The sequence below is a fragment of the Sphingomonas sp. 77B genome (assembly GCF_056497825.1).
The window spans coordinates 1,609,868-1,624,156 of the sequence record NZ_JBWMBY010000001.1; the positions used below are offsets into that span (position 1 = coordinate 1,609,868).

Here is a 14,289-nt window from a genome sequence, read left to right on the forward strand (position 1 = left end):
TGTCGTTTCAGAAAAGCTACCGGGGCGGACGTGTTTCCGCCGCGTCGATCGCGACCATGCGAACCGCCTGCGTGTCGACACGACAGCGAAAACGGCGCAGTTCGCCGGGATCGCTTTTCTTCGCCCGCAGCCGAACCGTCCCGCGCACCAGCAAGCCATCCCCCAGCGGATCGACCGCGTCCACGGCTTCGAGCAGCGCATGGGGGTATTGCCGCCGGGCTTCGTCCTCGGTCGCCAGCTTGCAGGCGCGGGTGGCTGCTTCCTGATCGATATCGGCGCGGAAAACCGCTGGCGTTTCCCCGCCACGCACCGGGGCGAGGGGGTCGGCGGCGGGAGGCTCTGCCGGTTTCGGGCGGCTCGGGTCGTAGCCTGCAGCCTGCAACCCGATGGCGGCCGCGACGACCGCCGCTACGCCACCCGCGTCCGTTCTGGCCTGTTCGCGTTGATAATGAAGCTGGGTCGCGCTCGGCGTGGCGATGCCCTTGTTCCAGTCCCTATCGGGTGTGGAACAGCCGGACAGCGACGCGATCGACGCGAGACACACCGCGATGCAGGCTTTGCTCATGTTTCTCTCCCCCTGTTGAAAAGAGAGGAAGCCCGACCAGCTTTCCGAAAGCTGAACGGCCGTCCTTGGCGCGCCCCTCCCGCAAGCGGGAGGGGATGGGGGAGGGAAAGCCGCAAGCGATGGTCTCGGTGAGACGCCCTGCCCTCCCCCCAACCCCCTCCCGCCTGCGGGAGGGGGAGAAAAACGAAAAAGGGCCGCCCCATCGCTGGAGCGGCCCTTCTCTCGAAGGTCTTCGAGAAGCGCGCTGATTACGCGGCTTCGTCGAAATCTTCCTCGGTCATGACCGGACCCGAATCCTGGCCCTTCGCCGAGACGTCGCGGTCGACGAACTCGATGATCGCCATCGGCGAGGCGTCCGACGCGCGGATGCCAGCCTTGATGATGCGGGTGTAACCACCGTTACGGTCGGCATAGCGCGACGCCAGAACGTCGAACAGCTTCACCAGCTGCGCGTCGTCGAGCAGACGGGCATGGGCCAGACGACGGTTCGACAGGCCGCCCTTCTTGGCCAGCGTCACCAGCTTTTCGACATAGGGACGCAGTTCCTTCGCCTTGGCGACGGTGGTGGTGATCTGCTCATGCTTGATGAGCGCGGCCGACATGTTGCGGAAAAGCGCAATACGATGAGCCGAGGTACGCTGCAGCTTACGGCCGCCGACGCGATGACGCATGGGTAGTTCCTTCGTTCGTTAAGGGGCCGTGTCACGGAACCCCAGAGCCGGTAGCCGTTAGAGGCCGCTACCTTCGCCTATCTAAGATCCTCCCCATCACCGATGGGGAGGGGGACCGTCGCGAAGCGATGGTGGAGGAGCCGGGCCGAAGGACCGGATCACGGCAAAGCCGCGATCCTGACGTCGAACGGGTCGCCCGTGGGCGACCCGCCGGCCGGGCTGTTTTCGTCTCCGGCGCAATTTCTTGCGCCGGTGCGAAATCAGCCCATGATCTCCTGTTCCAGCTTCTTGGCCATTTCCTCGATATTCTCGGGCGGCCAGCCGGGGATTTCCATGCCCAGGCGCAGACCCATGGACGACAGCACTTCCTTGATCTCGTTCAGCGACTTGCGACCGAAATTCGGGGTGCGCAGCATCTCGGCTTCGGTCTTGCCGACCAGATCGCCGATATAGATGATGTTGTCGTTCTTGAGGCAGTTCGCCGAACGCACCGACAGTTCCAGCTCGTCGACCTTCTTGAGAAGGTAACGGTTGATCTGCTGCGCGTCGCTCTGCGGCTCGCCGCCAGCGGCCGGAACCGCCGCCTGGCCCACGGGGGCCGCGCGGGTGAGCGCCGAGTCGTCGAAGTGCACGAACAGCGCCAACTGGTCCTGGAGGATACGCGCGGCATAGGCCACGGCGTCTTCCGGGGTGACGGTGCCGTCGGTCTCGACCGAAAGCGTCAGCTTGTCATAGTCCAGGTCCTGACCGACGCGGGTCGGATCGACCTTGTACGACACCTGGCGCACGGGCGAGTAGAGCGCATCGACCGGGATCAGACCGATCGGCGCATCGGCCGGACGGTTCGACGCGGCGGGGACATAGCCCTTCCCGATGTCGGCGGTCAGTTCCATGTTGAACGTCGCGCCTTCGTCGAGATGGCAGATCACCAGGTCCTTGTTCATGACCTCGATGTCGCCGGACACGGCGATGTCGCCTGCCTTGACGGTGGTGGGGCCGGTCGCCGACAGCTGGAGCCGCTTGGGGCCTTCGCCCTGCATGCGGATCGCGAGCTGCTTGACGTTCAGCACGATGTCGGTGACGTCTTCACGCACACCGGCGAGCGACGAGAACTCGTGCAGCACGTTCTCGATCTTGATCGAGGTGACCGCCGCGCCCTGGAGCGACGACAGGAGAACGCGACGAAGCGCGTTGCCCAGCGTCAGGCCGAAGCCACGCTCCAGCGGTTCGGCGACGAACGTCGCCTTCCGCTTGCCATCGCCGCCCTTCTTTTCGAGCGCGTTGGGCTTCTTCAGTTCCTGCCAGTTCTTTGCGTTGACAGACACGTGGTTCCCCTGAGTTATGGGCCGGAACGGGGACGGTTCCAGCCGTGGAGAGAGGCATGGCCGACTCGTCAGCCGGCCATGGGAAGCATCAGACGCGGCGACGCTTGGAAGGCCGCACGCCGTTGTGCGGGATCGAGGTCACGTCACGGATCGAGGAGATCTGGAAACCGACCGCCTGCAGCGCGCGCAGCGCCGACTCGCGGCCCGAACCCGGACCCTTGACTTCGACTTCCAGGGTGCGGACGCCATGCTCGGCGGCCTTCTTGCCCGCGTCTTCCGCTGCGACCTGCGCCGCATACGGGGTCGACTTGCGCGAACCCTTGAAGCCCATCATGCCGGCCGACGACCACGAAATGGCGTTGCCCTGCGCGTCGGTGATGGTGATCATGGTGTTGTTGAAGCTGGCGTTCACATGCGCGACGCCCGCGGTGATGTTCTTGCGCTCGCGACGGCGAATGCGCTGCGGTTCACGTGCCATTATATTCTATCCTGACCTGTATCTCTGATGCGGAGAGCGGGAAGCAGTCTGCCTCGCGCCGCCCTCCGGCGGCGAAGAAGTGAATTTCGTCCCCCGGACGAAATTCTTACTTCTTCTTGCCCGCGATCGGCTTAGCCTTGCCCTTGCGGGTGCGCGCATTGGTGTGCGTGCGCTGGCCGCGAACCGGCAGACCCTTGCGGTGACGCAGGCCGCGATAGCAGGCCAGGTCCATCAGGCGCTTGATGTTCATCGCGGTTTCGCGACGCAGATCGCCTTCCACCGTGTGATCGGCGTCGATGGTCTCGCGGATCTGGAGCACTTCCTGATCCGACAGGTCCTGGACGCGGCGATCCTCGGCGATGTTCAGCTTGGCGGAGATCTGCTTCGCCTTGGCCGGGCCGATGCCGTGGATATAGGTCAGCGCGATGATTACGCGCTTGTTGGTCGGGAGGTTAACACCCGCGATACGTGCCATGAAATTTGTTCTCCTAGCTCCACGAAGCATGGCATGGCCGCACATGCTCCATCTCAACGCGATGGCTCCGCCACGCGGAAGCGCGACGCACGCAGGTCGCGCGTCGTTCAACCGATGGTGTTGGAAGGACGGTCAGTTAAGCCGCGCGCAACACCCTGTCAAGCGATCGGTTCCACAAACTTCGTCGACTGAAGGCGCTTGAGCGTCAGCCAGCGGCGAAAGGAGACGATGGCCCACACGATCTCCACCACGCCGAACGGCCATGCCCCCTGAAGAAAGCCATAGGCCGATCCCGCGACACAGCCCAGACAGAAGCCGAGCGTCCACCAGTGCGATCCCGATTCCATCGCGTAGCAGACCAGGGTGAAGGAAACGGCGAGCAGGCCGAACAGGGAAAGCGTGTCCATGATGCGGCGGTGTAAAGCGCTGAGGCGACGGGGCAAGTGCGATCCTCCCCGGCACGGGGAGGTGGCAGGCGCAGCCTGACGGAGGGGGGCTTCCTCATAGGACATCCCCGGCGGAACGCCCCCTCCACCATGCTTCGCATGGTCCCCCTTCCCGTACCGGGGAGGATCAGGGAATCACCAACCTCGCAACCAGCCCCGGCGCGTTGTCGCCCAGTTCGAACCGGCCGCCGTGCAGCCGCGCTACCGCCTCGATCAGCGCCATGCCCAGCCCCGCGCCCGGCGTGGTCCGCGCGGTGTCGAGCCGTCCGAACCGCTTCAGAGCCTGCGCCCGATCCGCCTCGGCGATGCCGGGGCCGTGATCCTCGACCTGAAAGACGATGCCGCCCACATCCTCGCGCAGCCTGAGCGTCACCTGCCCGCCCGATGCGCCATGCTTCAGGGCATTGTCGATCAGGTTGGACAGCGCCTGGCTCATCAGCTCGCGGTGCAGCGGCAGCGGCGCGGGGCGGGCCTCCACCTCGATCAGGAAGCGCAGGCCCGCATCCTCGGCCACCGGCGCATAGAGTTCACCGATCTCCTCGACCAACTCCACCGGCGAGGCCAGGGTGAAGCGGTCGCGCGTGACGGACTCGGATCGGCTGATCTCGATCACCATGGTCAGCATCCGCATGATGAGGTCGGTCTCGACCAGCAGGCCGCCCAGCGCCGCCTCGCGCTGCGTCGGATCGGCGATCAGCACCGCCTGTTCGGTCTTGGTGCGCAGCCGGGCGAGCGGCGAGCGCAGATCGTGCGCCAGACTGTCGGTGACGACGCGCAGCTCGGCCATCAGCTGTTCGATCTTGCCCAGCATCGCGTTCAGCCGCTCGGCCAGCCGGTCGAAGGCATCGCCCTCGTCGCTGCCCGAGCGGACCAGCGACACGCGGCGCGAAAGGTCCCCCTCGCCTGCCGCGTCGATCACCGAGACGATGCTGTTGAGCCGTCCCGCGACATAGCGCGCCAGCACGAGCCCGGTGCCCGCCCCCAGCATCAGCGACAGGAACACCGCCAGCGCCAGCGCCCGCTCGATCGCGACCTGCTGCGCCTCGATCAGGTCGAGAGGCCGCCCGACCAGCAGCCAGTCATTGCCGATCGGGTGCAGCGTATAGCCCGCCTCGCGCGAGGCCCAGACACCGTCGCGCCCCAGCATCGCGATACGGAACGGCGTATCGGCCAGCGGCACCGCCAGATGGCGCGGCGCATAGCCCGCGATCCGGTGCCCCTGCGGATCGAAGATGGCAAGGACCAGCGACACGTCGCCCGGCTCGCGCGCTTCCTTGATCGCATCGGCCAGCGCAGGCAGCGCGCCCGTCCGCCAGACCGCCCTCAACGCATCGGCCTGTTCGACGATCTCGCGGTGAAGCGCGGCCACCGCATCGGCGCTCGTCTGCTTCCAGATGAAGCCGACCAGCGCCAGGTTCGAAACCAGCGCAAGAGCGATCGACAGCAGCGCGATCCGCGCCGAGATCGTCAGCCGCGGCTTCACCCTTCGACGGCCAGCCTATAGCCAGCGCCGCGCACGGTATGCAGGATCGGACTGCCGAACCCTTCCTCCAGCTTGCGGCGCAGACGGCCGATATGGACGTCGACCACGTTGGAGCCTGGATCGAAATGATAGTTCCAGATCTTCTCCAGCATCATCGTGCGGGTCACGACCTGACCGGCATGGCGCGCCAGGAATTCCAGCAGGTTGAACTCACGCGCGCCGACCGGGATGATCTTGCCCGCGCGCGTGACCGTGCGCGCCAGCAGATCGATCTCGAGATCGCCGACGCTCAGTTTGGTACGGGTCGGTTCGGACGCGGCGCGGTCGGATCGGCGGACCAGCGCCTCGATCCGCGCCGACAGCTCGGCAAAGGAGAAGGGCTTGCATAGATAATCGTCCGCGCCCGCCTTCAGCCCGTCGACCCGGTCGTCGACCGTCGCCAGCGCCGAAAGGACCAGCACCGGGGTCGAGATGCCCGCCGCGCGGATCGCGCTGACCATCGCCAGCCCGTCCAGGCGCGGCAGCATCCGGTCGGCGATGATGAGGTCGAATATACCCTCGCTCGCCAGGAACAGGCCGTCGCGACCGTCCCCGCACTGCTCGACGGCATAACCCGCCTCCGCCAGACCCTTCGCCACATAGGCGGCGGTCGAGGCGTCATCTTCGACGATCAGGATTTTGCGGCTCATCGGTTCGTCTGCTCCGTCATTGGGCGACTTTCATCATTGCGTCATGTCCGGGTCGCTCCATCCCGGACCACCGCTGCTGCCGCCAACAAGAGGCCGGCGGAAAGCGTGTCTCCGCCGGCCTCGACGGCACCCCCGGGAGTGTCGGGCGCCGAGCTCTACGAACTCTGTGGCCCAAGGGCTACAGCGCGGGGGGATACCCTGGGGTGACCATAATGTGACAAATGCGTCATCCATCCCGAACCCCCTTCGGCCGATCGCGTTCTGTATTTTCGAACGAACAAAAAGCCACATAAATTCTTATGCTTCTGGCCTTTTTTAAGATTCCGACAACTCTTTCCGCTATGGTTCGCACATGACGATGGAAGCCCCCCTTGCCATCCCCGCGCCGTTCGACGAGGAACGCCGCCTCGCCACGCTTCAGGCGCATGCGCTGCTCGACAGCGAGCCGGAGGCGGAGTTCGATGCGCTCGTCTCACTAGCGGCCGATATGCTGGGCTGTCCGGTCGCGGCGCTGACGCTGGCGGATCGCGATCGGTTCTGGGTCAAGGCAGCGGTCGGCCCCCTGCCCCGGCAGATGCCGCGAGAAATCGCCTTTTGCGACCATACCATCCAGTCGAGCGACGTGATGGTCGTGCCCGACCTCAGTTCCGACCCGCGTTTCGCGGTCAATCCCTTCGTCATGAGCGATCCGGGCACGCGCTTCTATGCCGGGATGCCGATCCGGGTCCCCGACCTGAACGGCGCGCCGCAGGCGATCGGCTCGCTCTGCGTGATGGACGCCTCGCCCCGGTCGTTGAGCCCGGCGGGCGAGCAGACTCTGCGCCATCTGGCGCGACTGGCCGAGGCGCTGATCGCCGCGCGTGCCATCGCCAAGCGGGCCACCACCATGGCCGAACTCAGCGAACGCCAGGCGGCCGATCTGCGCGCCAAGGACCGCACCGTTCGCCAGGTCGAGCGGCTGGCGATGATCGGGTCATGGCGGATCACCCTCGCCGATGGACAGCCCATGTGGTCCGAAGGCGTGTACCGCATCCACGAGCTTCCCGCGGGTCGGAAATTCACCATCGACCAGGGCCTGTCCTACTACCCCCCCGACGCGCGCGAAGTGCTGCGCAAGACGATGGCGCAGACGATACGCACCGGCGACCCGTTCGATATCGAACTGGACTTCATCACCGCCTTGGGCCGCAAGCGACGGGTCCGCGTGATGGGCGAGCGCGAGATGCTGGACGGTGAGCCGCATGGACTGGTCGGCATGTTCCAGGACGTGACCGAGCGCCACGCGCTGGAGACCCAGCTGCGTCGCAATGCCGATACCGACGCGCTGACCCTCTTGTCCAACCGTGCCGCGTTCGACCGGACGCTGGAGGCGGCCATCGCGGAGTCCGCCGCCAACGGCACGCCGCTGGCATTGGCCCTGATCGACCTGGATGGTTTCAAGCTTATCAACGACACGCTGGGCCATCCGGCGGGTGACGAGGTGCTGCGCATCGTCGGCCAGCGCCTGCGGTCGGATCTGTTGAACGACAGCTTCGTCGCGCGGCTGGGCGGGGACGAGTTCGGGGTGATCGTCCGCGACGAGGCGCTGCTCACCGATACCGAGGCGCTTCGCGTGCGGATCGAGAATCTGCTGACCATCTCGATCACGATCGATACGATCACCATGAGCTGTGCGGGGACCGTCTGCGTGACGCTGCGCCCCGAGGATTGCCACACCATTCGCGATTTCATGCATCATGCCGACAGCCGCCTGTACAGCGCCAAGCGGAGCCGGGTCGGCGAGCGACGACGCGGCGACCGGCGCCGCCCGGGTTAGGAACGCTACCGTTTCGATCTTCAGCCTGCGTTCAACCGGGCCGTGTCACGGCGCGATCCTCTAAAAGGAGATCGTAGGTATGAAGAAAGCCGCCATCCTTGCCATCGGCATCGTGACTGCCACGCTGCCGGTTGCCGCCACGGCCATGCCCAATCCCGCCTCCACCTTCTGCGCGACGATGGGCGGCCGCTCGGTCCCCGCGAAGCTGGCCGATGGTGGCGCGATCGGCCTGTGCTATCTGCCGGGCAAGAAGATCGTCGAGGAATGGACGCTGTTCCGCATGTTCGACGGCAAGAAGCCTGCGCCGCGCCACAACCCCTTCCGCTGACGCGAACCCGCGCGGAGACACCGGCCCTTTCCTCTCCGGTATATAGCCCCATATAGCAGAGGCATGTCTTCGCGCGCCCGCGTCCTCGTCCTGAACTCCGCGCTCGGCCCCCTCGACTATCGTGTGCCGCATGGGCTGACGGTCGAGCCGGGGTCGATCGTCGTCGCGCCGCTGGGTCCCCGCCAGCTGCTCGGCGTGGTGTGGGAGCCGGAGCGGATGCCGTCGGACGCAGAGGTCGGCGACAATCGCCTTCGCCCGCTGCTGGGCGTGGCCGACGCGCCGCCCCTGCCCGATGCGCTCCGTCGGCTGATCGAGTGGACGGCGGATTATTATCTCGCGCCGCCCGCCGCCGTGGTCCGCATGGCGCTGTCCTCCACCTCCGCGCTGGAGGGCGCGCGCACCGTTACCGAATATCGTGTGACGGGCCATGTTCCCGATCGCCTGACACCGCAGCGGGCGCAGGCGCTCGAGCGGATCGGCGATCGGCAGGGCCTGATCCGCGAGTTGGCGACGATGGCCGATGTCTCCGACGCGGTGATCCGGGGACTCGTGAAGAACGGCGCGATCGAGGGGGTGGAGGTCGATATCGACAGCCCGTTCCCGCTGCCCGACCCCGACCATCATCGCCCCGAACTGTCCGAGGATCAGCGCGCCGCTGCCGATATATTGGTCGCAGGGGTCACCGCCCATGCCTTCCAGCCGGTGCTGCTCGACGGCGTCACCGGATCGGGCAAGACCGAGGTGTATTTCGAGGCGGTGGCGCAGGCCATCGCCGAAGGGCGGCAGGTGCTGGTCCTGCTCCCCGAAATCGCGCTGACCGAACCCTTTCTGAAGCGCTTCCACGACCGCTTCGGCTGCGAGCCGGTGGCGTGGCATTCGGGCCTTCGCTCGTCGCAGCGGCGCCGCGCCTGGCGGGCGATCGCCAGCGGCCAGGGCCTGGTGACGGTCGGCGCGCGCTCGGCGCTGTTCCTGCCCTATGCCAATCTCGGCCTGATCGTCGTCGACGAGGCGCACGAGACCAGCTTCAAGCAGGAAGACGGCGTCCATTATCACGCGCGCGACGTGGCGGTGATGCGCGGCAAGTTCGAGCCGTGCCCGGTCATCCTCGCCTCGGCCACGCCCGCGATCGAGACGCGGCAACAGGTGGCGCTGGGCCGTTATACCGAGGTCAAGCTGCCCGGCCGATTCGGCCCCGCGCAGATGCCGACGATCGAGGCGATCGACCTGATCCAGAACCCGCCCGAGCGCGGCCGCTGGATCGCACCCAAGCTGGTCGCCGCGATGAAGGACGTGCTGGAGAAGCGCGAACAGTCGCTGCTCTATCTCAATCGGCGTGGCTATGCCCCGCTGACCTTGTGCCGGACCTGCGGGCATCGCTTTCAGTGCCCCAATTGCACCGCCTGGATGGTCGAGCACCGGCTGGTCCGGCGGCTGGCCTGCCATCATTGCGGCCATGTCCTGCCCACGCCGCGCGCCTGCCCCGAATGCGATGGCGAGGACACTTTGGTCGCCTGCGGCCCCGGCGTCGAGCGGATCGCGGACGAAGCGACCGCCCTGTTTCCCGAGGCGAAGATCGCCGTCGTCACCTCCGACACGATATGGTCCCCCGCCAAGGCGGCGGAGTTCGTCGGGCGGATGGAGGCGGGCGACATCGACATCGTCGTCGGCACGCAGCTCATCACCAAGGGCTATCACTTCCCCAACCTGACGCTGGTCGGAGTGATCGACGCGGACCTCGGGCTGGACGGCGGCGATCTGCGCGCGGCGGAACGAACCTTCCAGCAGATCCGGCAGGTGTCGGGCCGCGCCGGGCGCGGGGCCAAGCCTGGCCATGTCTTCATCCAGACGCACAGCCCCAAGGCGCAGGTGATGCAGGCGCTGGTGACGGGCGATGCGGACGCCTTTTACGAGGCGGAAACGGAGGCACGCCGCGACGCCGATGCGCCGCCCTTCGGCCGCTATGCCGCGATCATCATCTCCTCGGAGGATCAGGGCGCGGCGCAGTCCACCGCCAACGCGATCGCGCGCGCCGCGCCGAAGGTGGACGGGATGCACGTCTTCGGCCCCGCGCCCGCCCCGCTGGCGATGCTGCGCGGGCGACATCGGTTTCGGTTGCTGGTCCATGCCCGGCGCGCGCTGGCGGTGCAGGATGTCATCCGCGAATGGCTGGGCGGGGTGGAATGGTCCGCGAAGGTGCGCGTCGCGGTGGATGTGGACCCGTATAGCTTTTTATAAGCGCGCCGATCGCCGCCAAACACGCCCCTCCCGCAAGCGGGAGGGGATGGGGGAGGGAAAGGCCGCGGGCGGTGGCTCTGCGAGATTCCCTGCCCTCCCCAAACCCCTCCCGCCTGCGGGAGGGGCTTACCGTATGGGAAAAGGCTTTCCCTTGGCCTTCGACTTCGCTCAGGCTGAACGGCGGTGGGGAATGGGCAATGTACCACTCGCTCCCTTCAGCCTGAGCGAAGTCGAAGGCCACGCCCCCCGCCCACCACAAACGAAAACGGCCGCAGCTTGCGCCACGACCGTTTCAAAACCCAGCCAAGGAAAATCCTTACCCCGCATGCTCCGCCAGCACGGTCAGGCCCTTGGGCCCCACCTCGGCGAAGCCACCACGGATCTGGATCGACTCCGGCTCGCCCTTTTCGGTGCGGTAGACCTGGATCGCGCCGTCGCGGATCGTCGACATGAAGGGCGCGTGGCCCTCCAGCACGCCGAAATCGCCCTCGGTGCCGGGGACGACCACCATGTGCACCTCCTCCGAGCGGAGGAGCTTTTCGGGGGTCACGAGTTCGAAGTGCAGCATGTCAGGGTCTCGTTTCAATCGCGCGGTCGAACGCGGTGATGGCCGCGTCGAACTTGTCCCGGCAACCGGGATTGCAGAAGCCGACCACCGCGCCGCGATAGACCGTCAACCCGTCGTCGCTGATCGGCTTACCCGACCAGGGACAGACGTCGTTGACCGCATCCTCGCGGCGCGGCGCGGACATCAGGCTTCCTGGGCCAGCTTCTCGGCCTTGGCGACGGCTTCGTCGATGCCGCCGACCATGTAGAAGGCCGCTTCCGGCAGATGGTCGTATTCGCCGTCGACCACCGCCTTGAACGAGCGGATCGTGTCTTCGATCTGGACGAACTTGCCCGAGATGCCGGTGAAGACTTCCGCGACGTGGAAGGGCTGCGACAGGAAGCGCTGGATCTTGCGGGCGCGCTGGACGGTCAGCTTGTCCTCTTCGGACAGCTCGTCCATGCCCAGGATCGCGATGATGTCCTGCAGCGCCTTGTAGCGCTGGAGCAGCGACTGGACCGCACGCGCCGTCTCATAATGCTCCTGACCGACGATGCGCGGCTCGAGCACGCGGCTGGTCGAGTCGAGCGGGTCGACGGCCGGGTAGATGCCCAGCTCCGAGATGGCGCGGTTAAGCACGGTCGTCGCGTCGAGGTGGGCGAACGAGGTGGCGGGCGCCGGGTCGGTCAAGTCGTCGGCGGGCACGTACACGGCCTGCACCGAGGTGATCGAACCCTTGTTGGTCGAAGTGATGCGCTCCTGCAGCGCGCCCATGTCGGTCGACAGCGTCGGCTGATAACCCACCGCCGAGGGAATACGGCCCAGCAGCGCCGACACTTCCGCACCCGCCTGGGTGAAGCGGAAGATGTTGTCGACGAAGAACAGCACGTCCTGGCCTTCCTGGTCGCGGAAATATTCCGCGATGGCGAGGCCCGACAGCGCGACGCGGGCACGGGCGCCCGGCGGCTCGTTCATCTGGCCATAAACCAGCGCAACCTTCGAGCCCTCGCTGATCGCGTTGCCCTCGGCGTCCTTGGCGATGACGCCCGCGTCGAGGAACTCGTGATACAGGTCGTTGCCCTCGCGGGTCCGCTCACCGACGCCCGCGAACACCGAGGTGCCGCCATGGCCCTTGGCGATGTTGTTGATGAGTTCCTGAATCAGAACCGTCTTGCCGACGCCGGCACCACCGAACAGGCCGATCTTGCCGCCCTTCGCATAGGGCGCGAGAAGGTCGATGACCTTGATGCCGGTCACCAGGATCGCGCTCTCGGTAGACTGCTCGATGAACTCGGGCGCCTTGGCGTGGATCGGCGCGCGCAGGTCGGTGGCGACCGGACCACGCTCGTCGATCGGCTCGCCGACGACGTTCAGGATGCGGCCGAGCGTCGCGGGGCCGACCGGAACCTGGATCTGGTTGCCGGTGTCGGTCACGCTCTGGCCGCGGGTCAGACCCTCGGTCGTGTCCATTGCGATCGTGCGGACGGTGTTCTCGCCCAGATGCTGCGCGACTTCGAGCACCAGGCGGGTGCCGTTATTGTCCGTCTCCAGCGCCGACAGAATCGCGGGCAAGTGATCGGGGAAGTGAACGTCGACGACCGCGCCGATGACCTGGGCGATCGTGCCGACATTGTTGGTGGCCGTGGTCGGCCGGATGTCATCAGCGGCGGTTGCCATCATTGCTTCCTTGGTTCTGCTGGCCCGACTTAGCTTCGGGGCGGGTAAAGGTTACGACCAGACGGCGGCCACCGTCGATCTTGTCACGGGTAACACGGTAATCGGCGCCGGTCAGGTGGCCGGTGGTGGCGCTTTCGGTCTGGATCGCGGCCGAAACCGCATCCTTGCCGTCCAGACCCAGCTGATCCATCGGCTTGGTGACCCAGCGGATGAACTGCGTCTTGGCGAACGGGCTGGTGTCGAGATTGACGATGTCGAGCGAGAAGCGGATTTCGTTCAGTCGCTTCGCATCGCCTTCGACGATCAGGTTGCCCATATTGACCGGCGACACCGACGGATCGGCCATCGGCGTGGCCTGCGCGATGGCGCGGTACTGGCCCTGGACGGGCGCGTAACCGCTCATGCGAAAGCCCATCCGGTCGAACAGGCTGACCGTCTCGGGCGCGTTGCCGAACACGGTCGCCCAGCCGCCCGTCACGAACGGCGCAGGCGTTGCCTTGGGCGTCTCCTTCGGCTGGTCGGACGCCTGGCCGCATCCGGCCAGAGCGACCGTCAGGCCCAGAAGGAGCGCAAGACGCATCAGAGCGCCTCGGCGCCCGAGATGATTTCGACCAGCTCGGTGGTGATCGCGGCCTGACGCGTGCGGTTATACTGGATCGACAGGCGGCGGATCATGTCGCCCGCATTGCGCGTGGCATTGTCCATCGCGTTCATCTGCGAACCGTAGAAACCGGCCTGGTTTTCCAGCAGCGCGCGGAAGACCTGCACCGCGACGTTGCGCGGCAGCAGCGCGTCGAGGATGTCCTCTTCGCTCGGCTCGAACTCGGCGACCGCCTCGACCGAGGTTTCGGCCTTGCTGGGCGCGGGCATCGGCACCGGGATCAGCTGCTGCGAAACCGGGTCCTGCACCAGCGCCGAAACGAACTTCGAGTAGAACAGGTGCGCGACATCGAACTCGCCGCGCTCGAAGCGCGCGATCAGGTCGTCGGCGATTTCGCGGGCGTCGTCGAACTTGGGCGCCTTGATCGCGCTCATGTCATGATCGGCGAGGATCGCGTTCGGGAAGAAGCGCTTCAGCACGCGCCCCTTCTTGCCTGCGATGTAGAACTTCACCGTCTTACCTTCCGCGGTCAGCTCTTCGGCCTTGCGGCGCGCGGCGCGGACGATGTTGGTGTTGAACGCACCCGCCAGGCCACGCTCCGAGGTGGCGACGACCAGCAGCTGGACATCGTCCTTGCCGGTGCCCGCCAGCAGCGGCGACGCACCGACGCCACCGACGCGCGCGGCCATGCCGGCCATCACCGCTTCGAGACGCTCGGCATAGGGACGGCCGTTCTGCGCCGCGTCCTGCGCCCGGCGCAGCTTGGCGGCGGCGACCATCTTCATCGCCTTGGTGATCTTCTGGGTCGACTTGACCGAGTTGATCCGGATCTTGAGGGCCTTGAGGCTCGCCATCTTCGTCCTTCTGCCTCCCTCTCCCCTCGCGGGAGAGGGTCGGGGTGAGGGTTTGCCACGGGCGGGGTTGCTTGCAGCGCCCCCTCACCCAACCCTCTC

The 14,289-nt window shown here is 66.5% G+C and carries 16 protein-coding genes; 3 read left to right on the forward strand and 13 right to left on the reverse strand.

Going from position 1 to position 14,289, the window contains the following annotated elements; genetic code table 11:
- Window positions 1-16: 16 nt before the first annotated feature.
- The 8 genes from AC1GI4_RS07460 to AC1GI4_RS07495 all read right to left on the reverse strand — a co-directional run bounded on the left by AC1GI4_RS07460 (window position 17) and on the right by AC1GI4_RS07495 (window position 6,132).
- Complete coding sequence (locus tag AC1GI4_RS07460) at window positions 17-565, reverse strand: hypothetical protein (RefSeq protein WP_479629115.1); 549 nt, start codon at window positions 563-565, stop codon at window positions 17-19.
- A gap of 248 nt (window positions 566-813) precedes the next feature.
- Entirely contained in the window at window positions 814-1,236 is a 423-nt protein-coding gene (rplQ, locus tag AC1GI4_RS07465) for a 50S ribosomal protein L17 (protein ID WP_294274241.1), read from the reverse strand.
- Window positions 1,237-1,496: 260 nt separating this feature from the next.
- Window positions 1,497-2,561 (reverse strand): DNA-directed RNA polymerase subunit alpha, encoded by a 1,065-nt coding sequence (locus AC1GI4_RS07470; protein ID WP_294274245.1) that lies wholly within the window; start codon window positions 2,559-2,561, stop codon window positions 1,497-1,499.
- 88 nt (window positions 2,562-2,649) lie between these two features.
- On the reverse strand, window positions 2,650-3,039 hold the full coding sequence (gene rpsK, locus AC1GI4_RS07475; protein WP_042486392.1) for a 30S ribosomal protein S11: 390 nt from the start codon (window positions 3,037-3,039) through the stop codon (window positions 2,650-2,652).
- A 106-nt stretch (window positions 3,040-3,145) separates the two neighbouring features.
- Window positions 3,146-3,514: a 30S ribosomal protein S13 gene (gene rpsM, locus AC1GI4_RS07480; RefSeq protein WP_183952705.1), complete on the reverse strand. Its 369-nt coding sequence runs from the start codon at window positions 3,512-3,514 to the stop codon at window positions 3,146-3,148.
- Window positions 3,515-3,672: 158 nt separating this feature from the next.
- The gene (locus AC1GI4_RS07485) at window positions 3,673-3,921 is read right to left on the reverse strand and encodes a hypothetical protein (RefSeq protein ID WP_294274251.1); all 249 of its coding nucleotides are present in this window, start codon (window positions 3,919-3,921) and stop codon (window positions 3,673-3,675) included.
- Between the two features lie 166 nt (window positions 3,922-4,087).
- Window positions 4,088-5,443 carry a sensor histidine kinase gene (locus AC1GI4_RS07490; protein ID WP_479629116.1) on the reverse strand — a complete coding sequence of 452 codons (1,356 nt, stop codon included), beginning with the start codon at window positions 5,441-5,443 and terminating at the stop codon, window positions 4,088-4,090.
- The gene (locus AC1GI4_RS07495; protein WP_056431327.1) at window positions 5,440-6,132 is read right to left on the reverse strand and encodes a response regulator transcription factor; all 693 of its coding nucleotides are present in this window, start codon (window positions 6,130-6,132) and stop codon (window positions 5,440-5,442) included. Before AC1GI4_RS07495 ends, AC1GI4_RS07490 begins: the two co-directional genes overlap by 4 nt.
- A 352-nt stretch (window positions 6,133-6,484) precedes the next feature.
- On the opposite strand from AC1GI4_RS07495, the gene AC1GI4_RS07500 reads away from it, so the two are divergent.
- The 3 genes from AC1GI4_RS07500 to AC1GI4_RS07510 all read left to right on the forward strand — a co-directional run bounded on the left by AC1GI4_RS07500 (window position 6,485) and on the right by AC1GI4_RS07510 (window position 10,511).
- Entirely contained in the window at window positions 6,485-7,948 is a 1,464-nt protein-coding gene (locus AC1GI4_RS07500; RefSeq protein WP_479629117.1) for a sensor domain-containing diguanylate cyclase, read from the forward strand.
- 79 nt (window positions 7,949-8,027) lie between these two features.
- Window positions 8,028-8,276: a DUF333 domain-containing protein gene (locus tag AC1GI4_RS07505; protein ID WP_294274261.1), complete on the forward strand. Its 249-nt coding sequence runs from the start codon at window positions 8,028-8,030 to the stop codon at window positions 8,274-8,276.
- Between the two features lie 63 nt (window positions 8,277-8,339).
- Complete coding sequence (locus tag AC1GI4_RS07510) at window positions 8,340-10,511, forward strand: primosomal protein N' (RefSeq protein WP_294274263.1); 2,172 nt, start codon at window positions 8,340-8,342, stop codon at window positions 10,509-10,511.
- Between the two features lie 316 nt (window positions 10,512-10,827).
- On the opposite strand, the gene AC1GI4_RS07515 is transcribed toward AC1GI4_RS07510, so the two are convergent.
- From AC1GI4_RS07515 to AC1GI4_RS07535, 5 genes are read right to left on the reverse strand one after another with little or no spacing between them, the layout of a single operon-like run.
- Entirely contained in the window at window positions 10,828-11,079 is a 252-nt protein-coding gene (locus tag AC1GI4_RS07515) for an ATP synthase F1 subunit epsilon (protein WP_058746267.1), read from the reverse strand.
- Window position 11,080: 1 nt separating this feature from the next.
- Entirely contained in the window at window positions 11,081-11,263 is a 183-nt protein-coding gene (locus tag AC1GI4_RS07520) for an eL24 family ribosomal protein (protein ID WP_007405111.1), read from the reverse strand.
- Window positions 11,263-12,735, reverse strand: a complete 1,473-nt coding sequence (gene atpD, locus AC1GI4_RS07525) for a F0F1 ATP synthase subunit beta (protein ID WP_294274270.1) — start codon at window positions 12,733-12,735, stop codon at window positions 11,263-11,265. Before atpD ends, AC1GI4_RS07520 begins: the two co-directional genes overlap by 1 nt.
- The gene (locus AC1GI4_RS07530; protein WP_479629118.1) at window positions 12,719-13,315 is read right to left on the reverse strand and encodes a hypothetical protein; all 597 of its coding nucleotides are present in this window, start codon (window positions 13,313-13,315) and stop codon (window positions 12,719-12,721) included. The genes atpD and AC1GI4_RS07530 overlap by 17 nt, the downstream gene beginning before the upstream one ends.
- Window positions 13,315-14,190, reverse strand: coding sequence for a F0F1 ATP synthase subunit gamma (locus AC1GI4_RS07535; protein WP_479629119.1), 876 nt, complete (start codon window positions 14,188-14,190; stop codon window positions 13,315-13,317). The genes AC1GI4_RS07530 and AC1GI4_RS07535 overlap by 1 nt, the downstream gene beginning before the upstream one ends.
- Window positions 14,191-14,289 lie beyond the last annotated feature (99 nt).

Excerpts from the sequence above, each read along its gene's own strand:
- AC1GI4_RS07460 (WP_479629115.1), bottom strand. The coding sequence starts at position 565 with ATGAGCAAAGCCTGCATCGCGGTGTGTCTCGCGTCGATCGCGTCGCTG.
- AC1GI4_RS07495 (WP_056431327.1), bottom strand. The coding sequence starts at position 6,132 with ATGAGCCGCAAAATCCTGATCGTCGAAGATGACGCCTCGACCGCCGCC.
- rpsK (WP_042486392.1), bottom strand. The coding sequence starts at position 3,039 with ATGGCACGTGAACCGCAGCGCATTCGCCGTCGCGAGCGCAAGAACATC.
- atpD (WP_294274270.1), bottom strand. The coding sequence starts at position 12,735 with ATGGCAACCGCCGCTGATGACATCCGGCCGACCACGGCCACCAACAAT.
- AC1GI4_RS07510 (WP_294274263.1), top strand. The coding sequence starts at position 8,340 with ATGTCTTCGCGCGCCCGCGTCCTCGTCCTGAACTCCGCGCTCGGCCCC.
- AC1GI4_RS07485 (WP_294274251.1), bottom strand. The coding sequence starts at position 3,921 with ATGGACACGCTTTCCCTGTTCGGCCTGCTCGCCGTTTCCTTCACCCTG.
- AC1GI4_RS07505 (WP_294274261.1), top strand. The coding sequence starts at position 8,028 with ATGAAGAAAGCCGCCATCCTTGCCATCGGCATCGTGACTGCCACGCTG.
- AC1GI4_RS07530 (WP_479629118.1), bottom strand. The coding sequence starts at position 13,315 with ATGCGTCTTGCGCTCCTTCTGGGCCTGACGGTCGCTCTGGCCGGATGC.
- AC1GI4_RS07515 (WP_058746267.1), bottom strand. The coding sequence starts at position 11,079 with ATGCTGCACTTCGAACTCGTGACCCCCGAAAAGCTCCTCCGCTCGGAG.
- AC1GI4_RS07500 (WP_479629117.1), top strand. The coding sequence starts at position 6,485 with ATGACGATGGAAGCCCCCCTTGCCATCCCCGCGCCGTTCGACGAGGAA.
- rplQ (WP_294274241.1), bottom strand. The coding sequence starts at position 1,236 with ATGCGTCATCGCGTCGGCGGCCGTAAGCTGCAGCGTACCTCGGCTCAT.
- rpsM (WP_183952705.1), bottom strand. The coding sequence starts at position 3,514 with ATGGCACGTATCGCGGGTGTTAACCTCCCGACCAACAAGCGCGTAATC.
- AC1GI4_RS07535 (WP_479629119.1), bottom strand. The coding sequence starts at position 14,190 with ATGGCGAGCCTCAAGGCCCTCAAGATCCGGATCAACTCGGTCAAGTCG.
- AC1GI4_RS07520 (WP_007405111.1), bottom strand. The coding sequence starts at position 11,263 with ATGTCCGCGCCGCGCCGCGAGGATGCGGTCAACGACGTCTGTCCCTGG.